We start from the raw sequence: 18,105 nt of genomic DNA, 5'->3' as shown, positions 1-18,105 counted from the left end.
CGAACATCGTCGGATCAGGGCTTCAGGCTTGGCCCTTGGTGCGGCTCTGTAGGCGCAATAGCTCGCCTGGCGGATGATTTCTCTACAGTAACGCTTTGAACAAGCGCTACTTTTAGGAAAATATATAATTTGTTTACCAGCGAACCAAGCGCGAAGGGCGGCATTGACTTACGGACTGCCGAGACCTGACGGAGCGCTTTGTCCTCCAGGCCGGACCACCTGACCTGGAGAGCACATGAACAAGATCACCTCGACTTGCGGGGCGCTGGCCCTTTGCCTGATGTCCGCCGCTTGCGCCACCCACCAGACGGCGCGGCTGGAGTCTCGCGGCGCCCTTTCCGATCCCGCAAACGTGCGCCGCGCGGAAGTCGCCGCGGTGCGATCGGCCTATTGGGGCGACAAATGGACCGCCGCCAATCTCTTCGAGCGCGCTAATGCGCCGGGAATGAGCGTAGTCGACCGCTTCAATCTGGCCGCCACCTATCAGGCGACCGGCCGGCTGGCGGAGGCCGCGCCGCTCTATCGCAGCGTCCAGACCGACGGTTGGGCCAAGCGGGTGACGAGCGCGCCGGTCGACGCCGACCACACCCATCGCCTTGTCCGCTTCAACCTCGCTGACGAGGCGACCTCACGTCTGGCCTATATTGACCTGCAAATGGCGGAAGCCGCGCTGATCTCTCGGCCCGCCGCGTCCACCATCCGATCAGCGGAAGCCGCCGGGACCCCGGCCTCCGCGATTGTCGGAACGCCTGGGCGAGGTCGCATCTCAGACGCCGCGGCGATCGCGCGTGACGCCAGCATCCAACCGCTTCAATAGGCGAGGAAGGCGGGCGCTTCCCCCCGCCGACCGAGCTTGGTCCGGCGGCAGGCGCGCCTGAGCGTCGCCCTAAGAGGCGAGGTGAGGGCCGCTTCGCCGCCGGCCTGCCGGGCGAAGCTGGCGCGAACCTCCGCCCGACCCTTCAGAGCGAGCCCCAGACTTGACTGGACCGTCGTCGACCGGGAATGGCGTCCACTAGCGCCTGGGCGTCGTGGCGATTTCGGCGCGCGCATTCCAGGCGACCATGGCCTCATCCAAAGTATCCTCCGGCGGGCCCTCGGCGAGGCAATCCTCACACCGGACGAAATAACAATCGACATCGCTGGCGATGGTCGAAGTCTGGCGTTCGCCACAGAACGGGCAGGGCAGAAGGGCCGCACGCGTCATCGAGATCTGCTCCTGGGGAAGGTGAGACGGGGCGTCAGCTAAGCTGTCAGAGCCACAGCCGACAATCCAGACGACGCCTCAAGCGAGGTCTGGATGACATGGATCAGATCCAGGTCCGGATGATAGGTCGTCATGACGTAGCCGCTGTCCTCCTGGCGGGCCACCAGTCCCAATTTCTCCATACGCTCAAGCTTACGCCGCACGGTCTGACGCGGGATCCCGGTCATCTCCGACAGGGCCGTGGCCGTCAGAGAGGCCACAAAAGTATCCTGCGAGAATTGCTTGGTCTGTTGGCGTTGAAGCTCTGCAAGGCCGGCAAGGATAAACGCCGAAAGGATCTGAAACCCTTCCGCGTCCACGCCCTTGCGTCCGCGTAGATTGGTAAAGAAGCGAAATATCTTTGAGGCGAGGTGCAGACGAGTTTGAACTAAATTCAAGTTCTTCTGCAGGGCTACACCGCCCTTATCACTGGTTGTGTTGAGCAATTATCACGCGTCCCCCGGTGGCGTAGAGACAGTTGAAACATGCCGGACACATTGCCTCCAAGAGACAAATATCGACGTTCACCGAATTTGGGTAATTCCCGGATTTGGGGTTATCGACGTGTCGGGCCCGTGAGCGGCTCAGGTCGGGGGAGGCGTCGGTGGGGATGCGGGCGGCGCATGGCCCGGACAGGTTCCGCCATGGGCCTCGATGCGGGCGCACAGCCGGGTCAGCGTATGCTCGTGGGTGCTTTCATAGACTTGGGCGGCGGCCGTGATCGTGGACTTCAGCACACCGGGCGCAGCCTGTTCGGCGCCGACAATGAACGCCACAACGCAGAGAAAGAGGACCTGAACGCCCAGCATGCCAGACGCCTAGGGGCAGTTCGGGAAGGGGGCGCCAGCTTCGCCAGCCGCCAAGCATCGAGCGGTCTGCACGGAGGCGGATAGATGATCGGAATATTGCTTGATCACGGGGCCGGCGACGACGCCCGCGCCTGCTGCGGCGATCCCAAGGGTCGCCAGAAGAATCGTGGCCTCGACGGACGCGAGGCCACGGGTGTCATGCAAAAGCCCCCGCAACGACACACCGATATCTCTCAGGAGATTGTGGTTCATTGCGAGGGCTTTCTCAATTAATTCAGAAACTTAAGCGGGAGGAGGTGTCGCCTTCTTGGTGGCGACCTTCTTCTTCAGCTTCTTCTTGGTCTTGTTGGTGGCCTTCTTCTTCAGATTCTTCTTGTTCTTCGCGGCCTTCTTTTTGTTCAGCTTCTTACCGGTCTTCTTGCCCTTCTTCTTGTTGAGCTTCTTACCGGTCTTGCTGCCCTTCTTCTTCTTAAGATTCTTCTTGGTCTTGTTGACCGTCTTCTTCTTAAGAGTCTTCTTCACTTTCGGCGTGGTCGTGCCGGTCGTGGTCTGCGCCGAAGCAACGGACCCTTCCGGGACAATGGTCGAAAACGCGAACATCGCCACAAGAGCGAAGACCGCTGCGCGTATTAGCTTAATCATTAAGCCCCCCAATCCCTTTCCAGCACGAGCAGTGCAATACTCTGTTCATCATAGGCGGTTGGGAAGCGGTGCTCCAGATTGGACCTGCTCAGTTTGAGCGCGCATTCTAGACCTCGTACAAAGCACGCAGCAAGGCTTGGAACGATGGTCCAACCAGTACGATAAGAATCGCTGGCATAAAAAAGATCACCAAGACTATGATCATATAGACTGGAATTACCTCAATACGTCGCCTCAACTCGAAGTCTCTTCGCTCGAAGCTATTTTCGAGGTAAATCCTCAGGCGTTCTCGAAGATCATCACCATTGGCTTCGGCGTCTTTTGCAAGTCTCAGCAATTCAACCCCAGCGGGGCTTGTATTGGCGTCCGACGTCACGTGACCCGGATTGGGCGCGAACTGCATCCGCCGCCATAGGCTCTGGAGGCGCAAGATCACATCGTCATAGTGCGCGCCGGCCAAATTCAGCGCTAAGCCGATCGAGGAGGCGGGTGGTGCGCCCGCTTCCGCCGCCGCCAAGGCTGCGACCGCGGCCAGCTCGCAGGCCTCTTCGTCGCGAATGCGGGTGACGCGGCCCGAACTCATTCCATGGTCCTCGCCAAGACATTGAGCACCACCCGGCCCCAGGTCACCAGGCAAGCCGAGATCGAGGTCAAGGTGCGGCCCTCTTCGGTGCCAAGCAGGGCGGCGTAAAACACCCCGGCGTTGACGATCGACAGACCCAGCACCAGGAAGAAGAACAGGGTGATCATATTGGCCTGCCAACGGATCTGCAGCAGGGCCAGCTGCTTCTTCTTCGCCAGGTCATCGGCCATGCCGAGGGAGCTGCGGAAGGCGTCCATGAACCGGGTCGGATCGCCCCCGTTCTCGCGGTGGACCAGATAGAGTTGGAAGACGAGTTCACTCAAAGGCCAGCGCCGCAGGGCCTCTTCAATGCGTCCGCCGAAACGCCCGGCCGCATTGGCCGCCAAGGCCGCGGTCAGGGCGGCGCCGCCCGGGTATTCCAACCGCGCCGCCGCCTGACCCAGCGCCGTCTCGAGCGGTACGCCAGACCGCGCCAAGGGGGTGGCCTGTTCCAGCAATTGGCGAACATTGGTGCGCTCATCGCCCAACTGGGCGCTCCGCCGCTGTTGCAGGATCTGGGCGATCAGCACGAAGGCGCCAAGACCAAAGATCAGGCCCAGGAAGGGCGCTTGGCTCCAAAACCCCAGGGCCACGCCACCCAACGCCCCGCCCAGCAGCGCGAACGGATGCAGCTCGAGGTCCAGGCGGCTGAGGATCGAATTCAACGCTCAGCGCCCAGCATGTGGATGTCGGAGATCCGCCGGCGTCCCTCGCTGTCGCGATTGAGATAGACGATCGCATCGATCGCCTCGCGCAACGCCCGACTGGGCTCAATCCCGGCTTGCCCGGTCGTGGCCGCCGAATAGAGGCTTTCCAGGCGGTGGATCGCGCCCGTCACAGAGCCCGCGTGCAAGGTCGTCAGCGACCCGGACAGACCAATCGACATGGCCGAGACCATGTCGAACACTTCTTCCCCGCGCACTTCCCCCACCACCAGTCGGTCGGGCCGCATGCGCAAGGTCTCCCGCACCAGCTTGCGAATATTGGCTTGTTCCCCGTCGCCATAGGTCAGGCGACGGGTCTGCAGCTTAATGCAGTGAGGATGGTCGACCTTCAGTTCGCTCACATCCTCGATCAGTATGATTCGCTCATGCGGCGCGGCGCGGCCGAGGAGGGCGCCCATCAAGGTCGTCTTGCCGACGCCCGGGGCGCCGGCGATGATCAGATTGAGGCGGCGGCAGACCGCGCTCTCGAACCAAAGCTTCTGCTCGGGCGTGATCGCGCCGAACGCCTGCAGGTCCTCCAAGCTATAGGCCGTCTCCGCGAACCGGCGGATGGAGACAAAGGGCCCGCCTTGCGCGACGGGATCGGAGACCACGTGCATGCGCGAGCCGTCGCGCAGTTCAACATCGACCCACGGATTTGCGCGATTGACCGCGCGCTCGGCGCGGGCGACGTGGCGGTGGACGAAGGCCCTCAAATGCTCGGGACTGAAAAAGGCGCCCTCGAAGGGCTGCAGGCGGCCATCCTGTTCATAGACGATGTGGCGCCAGCCATTGATCAGGATGTCCGTGACCCCTTTGGTCTTCATCAAGGGGTCGATCGGGCCGTAACCCAAGATCTCCGCGATGGCCGCGGAGACGAGCGCCTGTTGCTGGGCGGCGTCGAGACGGGGCCCGCGCCGCACCAGATCGGCGAGAAACCCGCGCAGGGTCGCCTCATCCACATCGAGCTCGCCAGGGCCCGCCGAAGGATAGGCCCGGGCGGCCTCATCGATGAGGGCCGACAGCAGGCCTTGACGCGCCTCTTCGGTCATTTGGCTAGGCGCGTCGGCGCGCTGGGCGGCTCAAGTCCATGGGGCGCCAAGACCGGGCCCTTGCCCTTGGCCGCCAAGACCGGACCGGGCTTGGTCGGGGTCTTAGGCGCGGAGGCCGACGCCTGGGGCTTGGTCGTGGGCCGCGGCGTGGGCTTGGGCGCGGCGGCAGGTTTGGCCGGCTTGGGCTGGGCCGCCGTCATGTCCGGCGCAGGCATGGCGGCCTGCTGGCTGTCGCTCACCCGCTCCGGCGTGACAATGATCACGAGCTCGGTGTCGGACCGCTTGGAGTTGTTGGCGCCGGCCAGCGCATCGCCAATGCCAAACGGCGTGGAGAAGGGCAGGCCGCGTCGGTCGCGATTTTCCTCACGCGCGCGTAAGCCCGCGATCGCCACGCTCTCACCGAAGTTCAGATCGACCGTGGTTTCGGTCTTGCGCGTGACCAGGCCCGGGACCTTCGACCCATTCAGGTCGACCACATGGCTGTCATCGATGGCTGAGACTTCCGGCTGCAGCTGCAGGGTGAGCGAATTGGCGTCCAGGATCTGGGCGGTGAACTCCAGCGAGATGCCGTAGGGCTTATAGGTGTAGCTATTGACCACCTGATTGGACCCGGAAAACACCGTCGGCACCGGCACCGGCAATTCGCCGCCCGCCAGGAACTTCGCCTTCTGGCCGCTGGTGGCCACAATGGTGGGCTCCGCCAGCATGGTCGCTGCGCCCTCGGAGCGCAGGAAGTTGATGTAGGCGTCCAGCGTCAGGCGATCGATGGTGAATTTCGCCGTCGCAAACAGATCCTGCGCGCCGGTCGTGCCCAGAGCCGAATTGAACAGGTTCCCGATCTGGCCGGTGCCCTGATTGTAGCGGTTCTGCGCCGTCCATTTGATGCCGAGTTCGCGCAGGCGCGTCTGGCGAACCTCCATCACCCGCACCGAGACGGCCAGCTGATCATTGGCGGCGCTGCGGATCAGGTTCAGCACCTTGATGCTGCTGGTCGGGAAGGCGCTGGCGGCGATGTCGGCGGCCAGTTTCACCTGGGCGGAGTTCTCTGCCGTGCCCGACAGCACGATCACGCTCGACGACTTGGCGACCTTGATGTGCGAGCCCGGCGTCGATTGGTCGATCAGGGCCTGGATGCCGGAGACATCGGCCACCACGCTGACTTGCCGACGGTCGATGGGCCGTTTGCGCGCGTCCAACAGGATGATCTCGCCAGACCCCTCCTGCTTGCCGAACACCACGATGTGGCGGGTGTCCTGCACCTCCACGCCCAAGGCGGTGTCGTTGGAGACCACCACGGAATCGACATCGGAGGCGGGGGTCAGCATCACGACCCCGCCCTGCGGCACGAGGGTCGGCCCTCCCTGAGCCGCCGCCGCGCTGGCGACGCTGGCGGCGCCGGCCGCGGCGATCCCGAGGATCCAGGCGCGACCGATCACTGGGCGACCTTTTGGGTCACGCCCGCGGCGATATCCTGCTTGGCCGAGCCCGTCGGCGTGATGATGGTCACACCGCGCTGCTTGTATTCGCCGGCGATCTGCACCGGGGCCGCCGCGGGGGCGGCTTCGGTGTCGTCCGTGGCCTCGTCAGCCGTATCGTCGCTGGTCTCGTCTTCCAAGAGCTCGCGCCATTCGCCGACGCGCGACACGCCAGGCGGGGTGGAGCCGGCCAGGGTGAGAACCAGAGAGCCGTTCTGGCGCCAAGCGGCCAGATCTTCAGCCACGTCCGGGGCGACGGCGATGGTCACCGTGGCGTCAACGCCGCGGCCGCCACGCTTCAGGCCGGGGCGGACGTACAAGACCTTCGCGCTTTCGACCAAGGTCGCCACCGAAGGCGTCATGCTGGCGAGCTTGCGGGTGCCGCCGGCGACCGCGATCACATTGACGTCGCTGCCCGGTCGCAGGAGCTCGGTTGTCGAGGCGAGTTCATCGCCGCTCAGCACAAAGCCCACCATGCCCGGCGGCAGGCTGACCACATTGGCGGCTTGATTGACTTCCACCACGCTGGTGTTGGTGACCGGCTTGCCAGCCCGGATGGGGGCCAAGACCCGCCAGCCCCAATAGCGATCCGACGACTTGGTGTCGTCGGTCAGATAGGCATGCGTATTCTTGCCGACGCCCGAGCGCCACACGGCGTTCTCAGGCGACAGCACATCGCCGACCTTCAGGGTCTGGGTCGCTTCCAGGAAATATCTGCCGCCGCCATGATCGGTGGTCGCTGAGGCGGTGGCGGCCTTGAACAGCGTCACCATCGCAACGGTGGCGATCAGGGCGACCGCGAAGAACCCGATATTCTTAAGGGTGTCGATAATCCCGCGCGGCCCTGACTTCGGGGCGGAGCGGATATTGAACGGATCGGTGCCGGCCATGACGAGGTCTCCTGCGTCAGCGCATCAATGCAAGAAGTGGGGAATGACCTTCAGCTTCAGGACCTCGACAATCACGAGCGCCACAAAAGCCATCAGAACGAACGCAGCGACATTCTTCAGCACCGTCATGGCGCCGTGCGCTTTCTTCGAGTTCTGCCCGCTCTCCATCTTCCCCCCTTGGACCGGTGACTAGCCGCGACCGATCCAGAACAGTTCCGTCACCAGTCTTGGGCGCAGGAACAGAAATCCAACGACGATCGCAAGGGCGTAGGGAACATTGGAAACAACGGGCGCCTTTGGGTCGAACAGGCGCTTCAAAAGCCCCATCCCCATGTAGAAGATCCCGACGAAGCCGCCCGCGATCAATATCACAAGGACGAACAGTCTCAGTTCGATCGGCGTGAGCCAGATGACGAGGCTCGCCACCAACTTGATATCTCCGCCGCCCAGGACTTTCTTGCGGTGTAACACTAGACCGGCGAACATCGCCCCCCCGGCGATGGCCAACCTGATCGGCAGGTCTCTCGGTTCATCCAGCAGGCATTCGGCGGTGCCAAGCAAAGCGATGCCTGCGCAGGCGAAGTTCGGTATCCGCCGCGTCCGTACGTCTGAAAAAATACACCCCGCAAGCAAAGCCAGCAGGGTCCCGTGCACTATAAATTCCATCGTAGATCAGACCGTCAGGCGTCCGTCGTCGTGATCGACGAACGCCTGACGCGCCAGATTAGACGTCGGCGTCGTCGCCGGCGACGGCGTTGATCACGTTGTCAAAGGCGGTGCCGGAGGCCGACGTCAGAGCGTCGGACATCGAGAACACGCCGCCGGCCATCGCGCCGCCCATGGTCGAGTATTCGGTCGAGGTCAGGCCCGCTTCGTCTTGAAGCAGAGCCGACATTTGATTGATGAATTCACGCAGCATTTCGCCCGCTCCCCAGTTATCCCTTGAGCACCCTTGCTCGGTGTTAATGAGTGTCCCGAACCGACAGGCTTAGTCAAACATTAACCCGCTCAATTTGAGCGGGTCGCCCCTTAAGGCATAAGGGAGAGGTCGTGTAATTCGATCTGGAATTTGGTTATCGAACGCCGGTGAAAGTTCGGAATTTGGTAAACAGAGATGCTGGCCTGGATTGCGAATAGCTGTCGATGGGCCTGTAATTTCCACCGGAGGGCGTGATTTGAGCATTGAGACCAAGATCAATACCCAAATTGCGCCCCCCAGAGCAGCGCTATTCGTATTGGCCACGTTCATCAGCGCGGGCCTTGTCTTTCTGGTCGAGCCGCTGCTGGCCAAGCTCATGCTGCCGCTTCTGGGCGGCACGCCCGCGGTCTGGAACACCAGCCTGGCCTTCTTTCAGGTCGCCCTCTTGGCCGGCTACGCCTACGCCCACGGTCTGCAACGCCTCAAGAACGCCCGCCTCCAAGCGGTGATTCACGCCGGCGTGCTGATTCTGGCCGCCGCCACCCTGCCGCTCAGAGTGACCAGCCTGATCGGCCCGCCGCAGACCGACCATCCCGCGATTTGGCTGCTCGGGGCCTTGACCTTGTCGATAGGTGCGCCCTTCGCCGCACTTTCGGCCACCGCGCCGCTGGTCCAGGCCTGGCACGCCCGCGTCTATCCCAGCGCCGATGGCGGCGGGCCCTATTCGCTCTATGCGGCGTCCAATCTGGGCAGCCTGCTGGCGCTCCTGGCCTATCCGACCGTGGTCGAACCCCTGATGGCGGTGCACGACCAAACCACGATCTGGAGCGGCCTCTATCTCGTCTTCGCCGGTCTGCTCATCTATCTGGCCTGGCGGGCCTCGTCGGGGGCCGGCGCCGCTCAGACCGAGACGGCCATCGAGCGGACGCCCGCGCCCACCTGGCGGACCCGGATCACATGGCTGCTGCTGGCTGCGGCGCCCTCCAGCCTGATGATGGGGGTCACCAACCATCTTTCGATGGATGTCGCATCCGCGCCCTTCCTCTGGGTCGCCCCGCTCGCGCTCTATCTGATCACCTTCGTCATCGCTTTCGCTGACAAGCCGCCGATCCCCTTGAAGGTCGCCTTGCTGCTGCAGGCGATCTTTGTGCCGCTCTGCGCCGCCTTCGCCCCCTACACCGCCGGTCCGATCGGCTTTCAGATCCTGCTCCACCTGGCGACCTTCTTCGCCGTGGCTCTGGTCTGCCACCTGGTCCTCGTCTCCAAGCGGCCCGCCGCCGACCATTTGACGGAATTCTATCTTTGGATGTCCGCCGGCGGGGTGGTGGGCGGCAGCTTCAACGCCTTCTTGGCCCCGATCCTGTTCGACAATGTCTGGGAATATCCCATCGTCCTCTTGCTCGCCGGCCTTGCCCGGCCCTGGGCGCGGGAGAAGATCGAACTTTGGCGCTGGGGCGCCTGCGCCACCGCCGTCGCCTTGGCCGTCAGTGCGCCCCTGACCGCCGAGCTCTATGGCTATGGCGAAGACAGCGTCGAGGCGATCCGGCACGGCCTGCTGTTGGGCGCCGCCATCCTCACCCTGCCGGTGCGCAACATCATGCCGATGTTTGTCGCCCTGATCGCGGTGATCTCCGTCAGCGCCGAATATGTCGGCGACCGCGTGAACGACGGGCGCACCTATCGCAACTTCTTCGGGGTCCTTTCAGAGACCACGGAGGAGAATGACGATCTCGGGGACATCAAGATCATCTGGCACGGCAGCACGGTGCACGGCGCTCAGTTGGCCGATAAGGCCAAGGCCTGCGAGCCCTTGCTCTATTACGGTCACGCCACGTCGATGGGCAAATTGTTCGCCCGCCTGCAGGCCGAACCTCATCCGCTTCAACTGGGCGTCGTGGGCCTGGGCGCCGGGGTCACCTCGACCATCACCCGGCCCGGCGATGAGATGACCTATTTCGAGATCAATCCTCTGGTCCGAGACCTGGCGACCGATCCCAAGCACTTCACCTTCCTCTCGAACTGCGCCAAGGGCCACGTCGGGATCGTGATGGGCGACGCCCGCTTCACCGTGCAGCAGCAGCCGAACGCCAAGTTCGATTTCCTGATGATCGACGCCTTCTCCTCCGACGCCATTCCGGCCCACCTGCTCACCGTCGAGGCGATGCGCATCTATCTGGCCAAGCTGAAGGATGACGGGGTTCTGCTGATCCACATCTCCAATCGCAATCTGGAGCTCGGCAGCCCCGCGCTCGCCGTCGCCAAGGCCGCCGGCGCCGTAGCCGTGCTCAACGATTATGACGCCCCAGAGGACGCCAACAACTTCCTCGACACCGGGGAGACCATGGTGCTGGTCGCCAAGCACCCTGCGGTCTTGGCCAAGTACGCGCCCGACGCCGGTTGGAGCCCCACCCCGCCCAAGGTCGTTCGCCCCTGGACCGATGACTACACCAATCTGATCGGCGCGCTTTACCGACAGATCCAGGCCAATGCCGCCAGCGACAAGGCCGCCGCCACGACCACGGCCGCCGAGACGCCGGCCGACAAGGACGAGGCGACCGACAGTTCCGACGAGGCGAGCAGCGACGAGACGAGTGACACCGATGAGGCCGACAAGACGGCCGAGGTGGCGAAATCACCAAAATCTTAACGCCATGGAGAACTACAGTTAACCGCTTGAAACCACGTCTCTTCGCGTCGAATTAGGATGCGAACCTCTAGGTTTGTCCCAGGTGATGACTGGTGGGACATAACCAGTGAGACAAGAAGACAATAAGCGTTGGTCGGTGCAGGCGGCTCTTAAGGCCGTCGGTGCGGAGATTTCATCCTTACTGCGAGATGAATCCGGACTGACCACGATCGAATACACGACCATGGGCGGTGTGCTGTCGGGCGTCATCGCCGTGGCCGGCTCGGCCTTGCGCGACGCCCAGGCCGCCGCTGTCGACAGCATGGTCCAACCGGACTAGGGCGGGGCCGCCTGGGCGGCGTCCGCCTTCCGGCCTGAGCCTAGCCGACGCTGATCCAGCCGTCTGAGAGGCTGGAAAGAGGGGTCCCGACCAGCACCATCTGGCCGCCCCCCGTCATCGAAATCACCACGTCGGCGCCGGATTGGGCGACCGTGTAGCTCGTTCCGGGATCTAGCACGACGCGGTCGCCTTCCGTGCGGCTGAAGTCGATCACCCGATCGAGGCCCGCATCGCCAAAGCTGCGGAACGTGTCGGCGCCCGCCCCGCCGCTCAAGGTGTCATCGCCGCGGTCGCCATAGAGGAGGTCGTCGCCGGCCCCACCGGAGACACTGTCATTGCCCTGGCCGCCGCGCACCCAGTCGGCGCCGTCGCCGCCCGAGATCGTATCGTCGCCGAGATTGCCGTAGACGATGTCGTTTCCGGCCTCGCCATAGAGGACGTCATTGTCCTTGCCGCCCACCACCCAGTCGTCGCCCTCGCCGCCGAACTCGGTGTCATTTCCTTGATTGCCGTTGAGGTCGTCGAACGCATCGCCGCCGCGCAGCGTGTCGTTGCCCGCGCCGCCGCGCAGATAATCCTGGCCGCCATTGCCCTCGATCAGGTTGTCGGCGTCATTGCCCATCACCGTATCGGCGCCTGAACCGCCTTTGACGTTCTCAATCACCGTCCCATAGGCGATCGCGAAATTATTGGTCCAGGTATAGACGCCCGGGTCGGCGAAGGCCTTGGCGATGGCGCCGCTCAAATTGGGATAGAGCGCGGTCCACCACCTGGCCTGATCGGCCGCCGACCAGATGTCGATCGAGGAATAGGCCCCCGGCGTCAGATCGATCATCGCGCTTCGGGCATGGCTCGAAAGATCGATCGTATCGACGCCGCCTCCGTCCCAGATCGTGCGCATGGCCGGATCGCTGGAAGGCGCATAGGTCGTATTGGTGGCGTTGGTCTGCAGATCAGCCCCATAGCGGGCCTGCAGCGCGGCGATATCAAACACCATGGGGGTTTGGGGGTGGATGAAGCTCGACACCAATCTGTCGACCCCACCCACCTTTTCGACATCGATCCAATTGCCGTCGGCGTAGTCGGTGTAGGACATCACCGTGTAGCGGGTCGTGTCGTAGTCGTCGGGCAAGACCGACGATCCCTCAAAGGGATGCTTCAGGCCCAAGGCGTGGCCGATCTCATGCAGCAGGGTGAGATAGGCTTCGCTATGGTCTGCGAAACTTGAGGTCTTGTAGTCAGCGGTCAGCCAGACATCGCCATCCCAGGTCTGGATGTTCACCCCCTTGGTCGGGGGGGAATAGGTGTAGGCCAAGGTGGTGGGGTCGTGGGCCAAGGCCGCCACGTCGGTGAAGGCCACCCGAATGGCGCCGGTGTGGGCCACGTCATCGGTCGGCGACAGGACGATATTGAGCTCGCTGTCCCATACCTGAAACGCCGCGGCGATGCGCAACGCCTGGGCGGCGCTCGCCACCCCATAGCCGCTGCTGAAAGGCTCCTCCTGGGCGCTATAGCCGGGCCAAACACTGCCTGAGCCCGGAACCGAATAGGTGATCACCCCTCCGGTCCAATAATCATTGGGCGCCAAGAGGGCGCTGGTGATCTGACTTAAGGTCGGAAGCGTCATCGCATAGCCCTTGATCGACAAAGGCGGTGGCGCCCGTCCAAGCTTAAGCTTGGCGTGCGTCGCGGCGGACCCTCAAGGCGCCAAAATGAGGAGGGCGCAGGCCAGGGTCGGATTGCCCCTTCACCTCTAGATCTTGGCGGATGGGCCCGACGAGGGCCCGGTCGGCCCTTCAAAGACCACCAGGCCCGCGCCGTCCAAAATCCGAAAGCCCCGGACCTCAGTCTCGCGCAGCGAGGTCGAGAGCATTTTCTCTGCGATCTCGCGCGCTTGGGCGGGGTCGCCGGCCGTCACCCTATGCGCGCCGTGACCGGCATAGGGCGCACCGTCCGCGTCGAGAAAGATGGCGGTAAAGGGCATGGGGACGAGCTCAGGCCGGGGGGAGAGGCCTTCCATCCATAGCTTAGCTAGGCGGCCTCTCCCAGGGGCAAGTCGTCGTGTCCGGGCCTGCGTGTCCCGTCGGGCGGGTTCGGCGCTGGGGACGGGGCGCCGGCGGCGCGCCGCGGTCGAGGCGCAGGCCACGCCACGCACGCGCCTGGGCTTTTTGAGGCGGCGCGCGCGCGGCCTCAGGCTATGGTCGCTGGCCCGACTCAAGGGGGCGCAGACGGTTTCGATCGCCTCGGGATTGAAGGGGCGGGACGCATAGGGAGACGAAGCGGTTCGATGCGACAGGCCCATGGCCAACCTCTCGAAGCTGACCGTCTGGCATCCCCCGCAATCGGAACGCGCTCGGGTCAGCCCATCCCCGCGCCGCCCCGATATGGTCGCGTGATGCGGATCGGGATCGCCGGCCCAAGCCAGGCTCAAGGGCTTCGGCGCCGTGGGCGGGCCGGTCTCATCGGGCTGCTCGTCGCGGTCCTGACGGGATCTGCCGCCTTCGCCGCACAGCCGTCCGCAGCCGACCCCGCACAGGACGACGCCGCGACGCCGGCGGTTCGACCAGCCCTGGGCTTGAACGGAAAAGCGGTCGGCGCGGACTGTCCGGTGGCCGGTCAACCGTGCGCCGCCACTCAGCCCCCCAGGCCAACTCCCGCGCCGCCGCGGCCGACCCTTGAGGAGGCCTTGGGCGCAGTTTGGCGCAAGGTTCACGACTGGGCGCTGGGGGGGCGGGCCGCCACGGTCGCCCAAGCTGCGACCTTGGTGATCGAAGGGGTGAGCGCGCAGCCTGTCGTGCAAGACGGTCACGCGGCCCTGTCGGTTTCCGGCGTGATCCGCAATCTCGCGCCGTCCCCGCAGACCGCGCCCGCGCTCCGAGTAAGCCTGCTCAACAGCCAAGGGCGGCGGGTGTGGTCCAAGCGCGTGACGCCGGCGCAGAGCCTGGTGCCCGCTCAGGCGGCGCGCGCATTCAATTTTGCGATTCTGGATCCGCCGGCGGCGGCTGACCAGTTGGAGGTCATATTTGATCCTGGGCGGCGGGCCGGGGCGCCTGCGCGTCCGACGCCGACCTCGCCTTAGCCCCTGCGCGGCCCTCTAGCGCACGGCGAACTTGGCCACGGCTGCCGCCGCAAACACGATGCCGCCGCCGATCAGGGTCAAACGAATGGCTTCGCCATGCTGATCCCACCATTTTGCACGCTGGCGGGCCTCCAAGCGCAGACGCCGCTTGGACTTCTTCTGAAACGGAGTTTTCAAACGCGCGTCCTCACCCGCACCATTTTGCACAACCGGCCAGCCTCCGTCGAGCCTCGCGCCCCTCAGCTTGGGGCGGACGTCTTGGGGAAGCTGAACCGGCGGTGCCCGAACCAGCTCGACGCCACAGGCGCGGCCACGGCCAGGCCATGGCCGATCGCCTCGGGGTGAAACCGCATGCCGAGCGCGGGAAAGACCCCGTCGACCAAACTCACCGCCACGATCCAGGTCAGCCCCATGCCGACCAGGTTCACCAGGACGAAGTTTCGCGCCTGTTGGGCCAGGGGCGCCGTGGAGCCCGGAAAGACGAACCGGCGAAACAGCCCAAAGGCCACCGCCATGCCGCAGGCATAGGCGCAGACCACGGCGAGCGGAAACGGCAGGATGAGGCTCCAGCCGAACCGCGAGCCCCAATTGACCGCCGCCGCCAATCCGCCGAGCGCCAGATAGCGCCCCACCCGGGCCAGGGCCGCGCGTTGCTCGGCGTCGGGCCAGGCGCTCACAGGCGGGTGCGATGGACGAGGGCGGCGGGCAGGGCGCGGATCACCCATAAAATCAGCCGCCAATAGGCCGGGGCATAGACGATCGGCCCGCCGGAGACGGCCGCCTTGGCGATGACCCGCGCGATCGCCTCGGGCTTCGACCACAAGGGTCCGGACTTGGCCAGATGCGCGGTCATCGGCGTGTCGATGAAGCCCGGCTTGATCAGCACGGCGCGCGCGCCGCTTCCCGCCAGCCGATGCGCCAGGCCTTGCACCAGGACCCCCAGCCCCGCCTTGGCTGCGCCATAGACATAGTTGGAGCCTCGCCCCCGATCGCCGGCCACGGAGCCCAGGACGACCAAGGCGCCATGACCCTGGGCCTCAAGCGCCGCGGCCGCCGCCATGGCCCAACCCGCGGCGGACCCGAAATTGGTCGCGAGCTGTTCGCGCCCATAGGCGAGATCGGTCTCGGCCCGCGCCTGGTCGGTCAGGGTTCCATAGGCGATCAGGACGAGGTCGCAGCCGCCGCGCGCTTCGACCCAGCGTTTCAGGAGGCTCGGATCGGCTTGCGCCAGATCGAGGACCTCCGGCGTCACCGCACTCGCGCCGCGCACCTTCAGATCGGCGGCCAGGAGCGCGAGCTCGCCCGCGTCTCGCGCGACCAGGGTCAGGGCCGCGCCCTGGGCGGCGTAGAGGCGGGCGGTCGCCACGGCCACCGCCGAGAGCGCGCCCAAGATGATCACCCGCTTGGTCATGGTCAGATCCCCAGTCGCGTCAGGAAATCCGAGCCGCAGGCCGGATCCCGCGACGCCCAGAACCGCTCCAGATGCGGAAAGCTCAGCTCGAACATGTGGCGCGGCATGCGCCCATCCTTGGCCGGATAGAGCGCGCCGCCGCAGGCGTCCACGATCCGATCCAGCCTGGCCAAAAGGTCGAGGGTGGCCGGACCGCGATTGCGGAAATCCAAGGCCAAGCTGTAGCCGGGCCGCGGAAAGCTCAGCAGGCCCGGGGAGGGGAGGTCGCCAAAGGTCTTCAGCACCACCAGGGGCGAGCCCTCGCCGGATCGCGCAATCTCGGCCAGGAGGTCGGCGATGCCTGCGCGCCCAGCGTCCTGCGGGATGACGCACTGATATTGATAGAAGCCCGCCGGGCCATAGAGCTTGTTCCAGCCGCCCACCGCATCCAGCGGATAGAAGACCTGCGCATAGGGCGCCCGCGCCTGCCTGGGACGGCTGAGTTGCGCGGCTCGGTAGACGCGGTTGAACCCCGCCAGGGTGAAGCGGTTGATGAGAACGCCGGGGGTCTCGACGGGGAGGGTCAGGCGCGGGCCGACCTCATGCGCCGCCAGGGGACCGGACGCCGCCCAATTGGCGCGGGTGTAGACGCCAAGGCCCAGCTTGGCGCCGCGCCGGGTGCAATCGATCCAGGCGACGGTCTGCTCGAACCCGCCCAGACTGTCGGCGTTGAGATCGAAGAAGTCGCCCAGATCGCCGAGCGGCAGGGTCTCCACCTCAAGATCGGTCGAGGCGATCGGCTCAAGCTGCAAGGTCACGTCCAGGATCAGCCCGGTTAGCCCCATGCCGCCCACCGTGGCGGCGAACAGGTCGGGATCCGAAGCCGGGGTGACCTCAACCAAGCCCCGGTCGCTGCGCAGCAGGGTCAGGGCCCGCACGGCGCGGCCGAAGGTTCCGGCGCGGGTGTGGTTCTTGCCATGCACATCATTGGCGATCGCGCCGCCCAGGGTCACAAAGCGCGTGCCCGGCGTGACCGACACGAACCAGCCCTGTGGCGCGGTCACCTGCAAGAGCGCGTCGAGCGACAGCCCGGCCTGGGCCCGCACCAGGCCGGTCGTTGCGTCAAAGCTGCAGAAGCGGTCGAGCCCGGTCATGTCGATCAGGCGGCCGCGGCCAAAGAGCCCGCTATCGCCATAGGCCCGTCCAAGGCCCCGACCCAGGCGGGGCCCAGTGTTCTGCTCGGCCCAGGCCTTCAAGGCGGTGACGCTGGGCGGCTGGGCGAGGCTTTGCGGCCCGCGGTGCGCGCGCCCCCAGGACAGGGGCTCCAGATGGCGCTGGAAGGTCAGGGTCACAGGAGGGCCGCCGCCAGGACGCTGAGCGCCACCAGCCCGCCCAGGGCCAGGCTGGCGCGATCGCGCAGGGCGAAGATCACCGGATCATCGTCTAAGACCCCGCGACCACACAAAAGCCAGATCCGCCCCAGCCAAAGGGCCAGAAGCAGGGGCAGGGTCCAAAGCAGTTGCGGGGTCCGATAGAGCCCGGTCCCGAACGCCTCCTCGATCAGATACATGACCATGACGAGGACCGCGGCCGCCGAGAGCGACACGCCCATCGCTTGGACGAAGGGCGCATCGGCCGCCTCATAGCCGCGGCCGGGCAAGCGATCTCCGCCCTGTGCCTTCAGCCGCAAGATCTCCGTCAGGCGCTTGGCGAAGGACAGCGAGCTGAAGAGGAACATCGAAAACACGAGCAGCCAAGCCGACCAGACCACCTGGGCGCAGACCACCCCCAGCGCCAGGCGCAAGGTGAAGAGCGTCGCCAGGATCGCGACATCCAGGATCGGCGTCCGCTTCATGGCCAGGGAATAGCTCAGCGTCAGGCCCAGATAGGCGCCCACCACGCCCAGGGCCGCCAAACCCTGGGCCATCCAGGCCAGGCCCAGGCCCAAGACCAGGCCGACCCCTGAGACCGCCACGCCGGCGGCGATGGGAATCCGGCCGCTCGCGAAGGGTCGGTGGCGCTTGGCCCAGTGCGCGCGATCATCGGCGAGATCGCACAGGTCGTTGATCACATAGGTGGCCGAGGCCACGAGACCCAGGCCGAAAAAGCCCAGGAGCCCATGGATCCAGGCCGACGGGGAATGACTGGCGCCGCCCAGCACCGCCGGCACGAAGATCAGGCTGTTCTTGACCCACTGGTGCAGCCGCAAAGCGCGGGCCCAGTCCATGAGGCTTGGTCTCGCCCACGCGTCCGGAGCCCCGCGCGCCGGAGCGGCCTCAAGGTCCCGAGCGCGCTTGTCGCTCGCCATGACCAG

The 18,105-nt window shown here is 65.2% G+C and carries 23 protein-coding genes; 4 read left to right on the top strand and 19 right to left on the bottom strand.

All coding sequences use genetic code 11. The features are described from left to right. Positions 1-235: 235 nt before the first annotated feature. Positions 236-817 (top strand): hypothetical protein, encoded by a 582-nt coding sequence (locus tag MQH10_RS10330; protein ID WP_242563976.1) that lies wholly within the window; start codon positions 236-238, stop codon positions 815-817. A 195-nt stretch (positions 818-1,012) separates the two neighbouring features. Here MQH10_RS10330 and MQH10_RS27065 read toward each other — a convergent pair whose 3' ends face one another. The 12 genes from MQH10_RS27065 to MQH10_RS10275 form a co-directional block, all read right to left on the bottom strand. Next, positions 1,013-1,204: a Lar family restriction alleviation protein gene (locus MQH10_RS27065; protein ID WP_419720762.1), complete on the bottom strand. Its 192-nt coding sequence runs from the start codon at positions 1,202-1,204 to the stop codon at positions 1,013-1,015. Positions 1,205-1,242: 38 nt separating this feature from the next. After that, positions 1,243-1,689 carry a MarR family transcriptional regulator gene (locus tag MQH10_RS10325; RefSeq protein ID WP_242563975.1) on the bottom strand — a complete coding sequence of 149 codons (447 nt, stop codon included), beginning with the start codon at positions 1,687-1,689 and terminating at the stop codon, positions 1,243-1,245. A gap of 138 nt (positions 1,690-1,827) precedes the next feature. Then, positions 1,828-2,052 carry a hypothetical protein gene (locus MQH10_RS10320; RefSeq protein ID WP_242563974.1) on the bottom strand — a complete coding sequence of 75 codons (225 nt, stop codon included), beginning with the start codon at positions 2,050-2,052 and terminating at the stop codon, positions 1,828-1,830. A 282-nt stretch (positions 2,053-2,334) separates the two neighbouring features. Then, positions 2,335-2,694 carry a hypothetical protein gene (locus tag MQH10_RS10315; protein ID WP_242563973.1) on the bottom strand — a complete coding sequence of 120 codons (360 nt, stop codon included), beginning with the start codon at positions 2,692-2,694 and terminating at the stop codon, positions 2,335-2,337. 106 nt (positions 2,695-2,800) lie between these two features. Next, positions 2,801-3,277, bottom strand: a complete 477-nt coding sequence (locus MQH10_RS10310; protein ID WP_242563972.1) for a hypothetical protein — start codon at positions 3,275-3,277, stop codon at positions 2,801-2,803. Beyond that, a complete protein-coding gene (locus MQH10_RS10305) occupies positions 3,274-3,981 on the bottom strand; it encodes a type II secretion system F family protein (RefSeq protein WP_242563971.1) in 708 nt (235 codons plus the stop codon). The genes MQH10_RS10310 and MQH10_RS10305 overlap by 4 nt, the downstream gene beginning before the upstream one ends. After that, a complete protein-coding gene (locus tag MQH10_RS10300; protein WP_242563970.1) occupies positions 3,978-5,072 on the bottom strand; it encodes a TadA family conjugal transfer-associated ATPase in 1,095 nt (364 codons plus the stop codon). Before MQH10_RS10300 ends, MQH10_RS10305 begins: the two co-directional genes overlap by 4 nt. Beyond that, complete coding sequence (locus tag MQH10_RS26795) at positions 5,069-6,508, bottom strand: type II and III secretion system protein family protein (protein WP_242563969.1); 1,440 nt, start codon at positions 6,506-6,508, stop codon at positions 5,069-5,071. Before MQH10_RS26795 ends, MQH10_RS10300 begins: the two co-directional genes overlap by 4 nt. After that, positions 6,505-7,437: an RcpC/CpaB family pilus assembly protein gene (locus tag MQH10_RS10290; protein WP_242563968.1), complete on the bottom strand. Its 933-nt coding sequence runs from the start codon at positions 7,435-7,437 to the stop codon at positions 6,505-6,507. Before MQH10_RS10290 ends, MQH10_RS26795 begins: the two co-directional genes overlap by 4 nt. A gap of 24 nt (positions 7,438-7,461) precedes the next feature. After that, positions 7,462-7,605 carry a hypothetical protein gene (locus MQH10_RS10285; protein ID WP_242563967.1) on the bottom strand — a complete coding sequence of 48 codons (144 nt, stop codon included), beginning with the start codon at positions 7,603-7,605 and terminating at the stop codon, positions 7,462-7,464. Between the two features lie 21 nt (positions 7,606-7,626). After that, complete coding sequence (locus tag MQH10_RS10280; RefSeq protein ID WP_242563966.1) at positions 7,627-8,091, bottom strand: A24 family peptidase; 465 nt, start codon at positions 8,089-8,091, stop codon at positions 7,627-7,629. A 70-nt stretch (positions 8,092-8,161) separates the two neighbouring features. Then, positions 8,162-8,356, bottom strand: a complete 195-nt coding sequence (locus MQH10_RS10275; protein ID WP_242563965.1) for a hypothetical protein — start codon at positions 8,354-8,356, stop codon at positions 8,162-8,164. Positions 8,357-8,672: 316 nt separating this feature from the next. Here MQH10_RS10275 and MQH10_RS10270 point away from each other — a divergent pair, with 316 nt between their 5' ends. Both MQH10_RS10270 and MQH10_RS10265 read left to right on the top strand, forming a co-directional pair. Next, a complete protein-coding gene (locus MQH10_RS10270; RefSeq protein ID WP_242563964.1) occupies positions 8,673-11,003 on the top strand; it encodes a spermidine synthase in 2,331 nt (776 codons plus the stop codon). A gap of 106 nt (positions 11,004-11,109) precedes the next feature. Further along, positions 11,110-11,322, top strand: coding sequence for a Flp family type IVb pilin (locus MQH10_RS10265; RefSeq protein ID WP_242563963.1), 213 nt, complete (start codon positions 11,110-11,112; stop codon positions 11,320-11,322). 40 nt (positions 11,323-11,362) lie between these two features. Here MQH10_RS10265 and MQH10_RS10260 read toward each other — a convergent pair whose 3' ends face one another. Then, positions 11,363-12,949 carry a M10 family metallopeptidase C-terminal domain-containing protein gene (locus tag MQH10_RS10260; protein WP_242563962.1) on the bottom strand — a complete coding sequence of 529 codons (1,587 nt, stop codon included), beginning with the start codon at positions 12,947-12,949 and terminating at the stop codon, positions 11,363-11,365. Positions 12,950-13,075: 126 nt separating this feature from the next. Beyond that, complete coding sequence (locus MQH10_RS10255) at positions 13,076-13,306, bottom strand: hypothetical protein (protein WP_242563961.1); 231 nt, start codon at positions 13,304-13,306, stop codon at positions 13,076-13,078. Between the two features lie 213 nt (positions 13,307-13,519). Here MQH10_RS10255 and MQH10_RS10250 point away from each other — a divergent pair, with 213 nt between their 5' ends. Next, positions 13,520-14,401: a DUF3426 domain-containing protein gene (locus MQH10_RS10250; protein WP_336605075.1), complete on the top strand. Its 882-nt coding sequence runs from the start codon at positions 13,520-13,522 to the stop codon at positions 14,399-14,401. A gap of 15 nt (positions 14,402-14,416) precedes the next feature. Here MQH10_RS10250 and MQH10_RS10245 read toward each other — a convergent pair whose 3' ends face one another. From MQH10_RS10245 to MQH10_RS10225, 5 genes are read right to left on the bottom strand one after another with little or no spacing between them, the layout of a single operon-like run. Then, a complete protein-coding gene (locus MQH10_RS10245; protein WP_242563959.1) occupies positions 14,417-14,608 on the bottom strand; it encodes a hypothetical protein in 192 nt (63 codons plus the stop codon). A gap of 32 nt (positions 14,609-14,640) precedes the next feature. Next, positions 14,641-15,078 carry a GtrA family protein gene (locus MQH10_RS10240; RefSeq protein WP_242563958.1) on the bottom strand — a complete coding sequence of 146 codons (438 nt, stop codon included), beginning with the start codon at positions 15,076-15,078 and terminating at the stop codon, positions 14,641-14,643. After that, positions 15,075-15,812 carry an SDR family NAD(P)-dependent oxidoreductase gene (locus tag MQH10_RS10235; RefSeq protein WP_242563957.1) on the bottom strand — a complete coding sequence of 246 codons (738 nt, stop codon included), beginning with the start codon at positions 15,810-15,812 and terminating at the stop codon, positions 15,075-15,077. Before MQH10_RS10235 ends, MQH10_RS10240 begins: the two co-directional genes overlap by 4 nt. 2 nt (positions 15,813-15,814) lie before the next feature. After that, entirely contained in the window at positions 15,815-17,143 is a 1,329-nt protein-coding gene (locus tag MQH10_RS10230; protein WP_242563956.1) for an FAD-binding protein, read from the bottom strand. Then, positions 17,140-18,099, bottom strand: a complete 960-nt coding sequence (locus tag MQH10_RS10225; RefSeq protein WP_272886836.1) for a UbiA family prenyltransferase — start codon at positions 18,097-18,099, stop codon at positions 17,140-17,142. The genes MQH10_RS10230 and MQH10_RS10225 overlap by 4 nt, the downstream gene beginning before the upstream one ends. Between the last annotated feature and the right edge of the window lie 6 nt (positions 18,100-18,105).

Origin of the sequence: Phenylobacterium aquaticum (genome assembly GCF_022695515.1) — a bacterium.
GTDB lineage: Bacteria > Pseudomonadota > Alphaproteobacteria > Caulobacterales > Caulobacteraceae > Phenylobacterium > Phenylobacterium aquaticum.
Note: the sequence above shows the minus strand (reverse complement) of the source record. Positions and strands in the feature narration are given on the sequence as shown.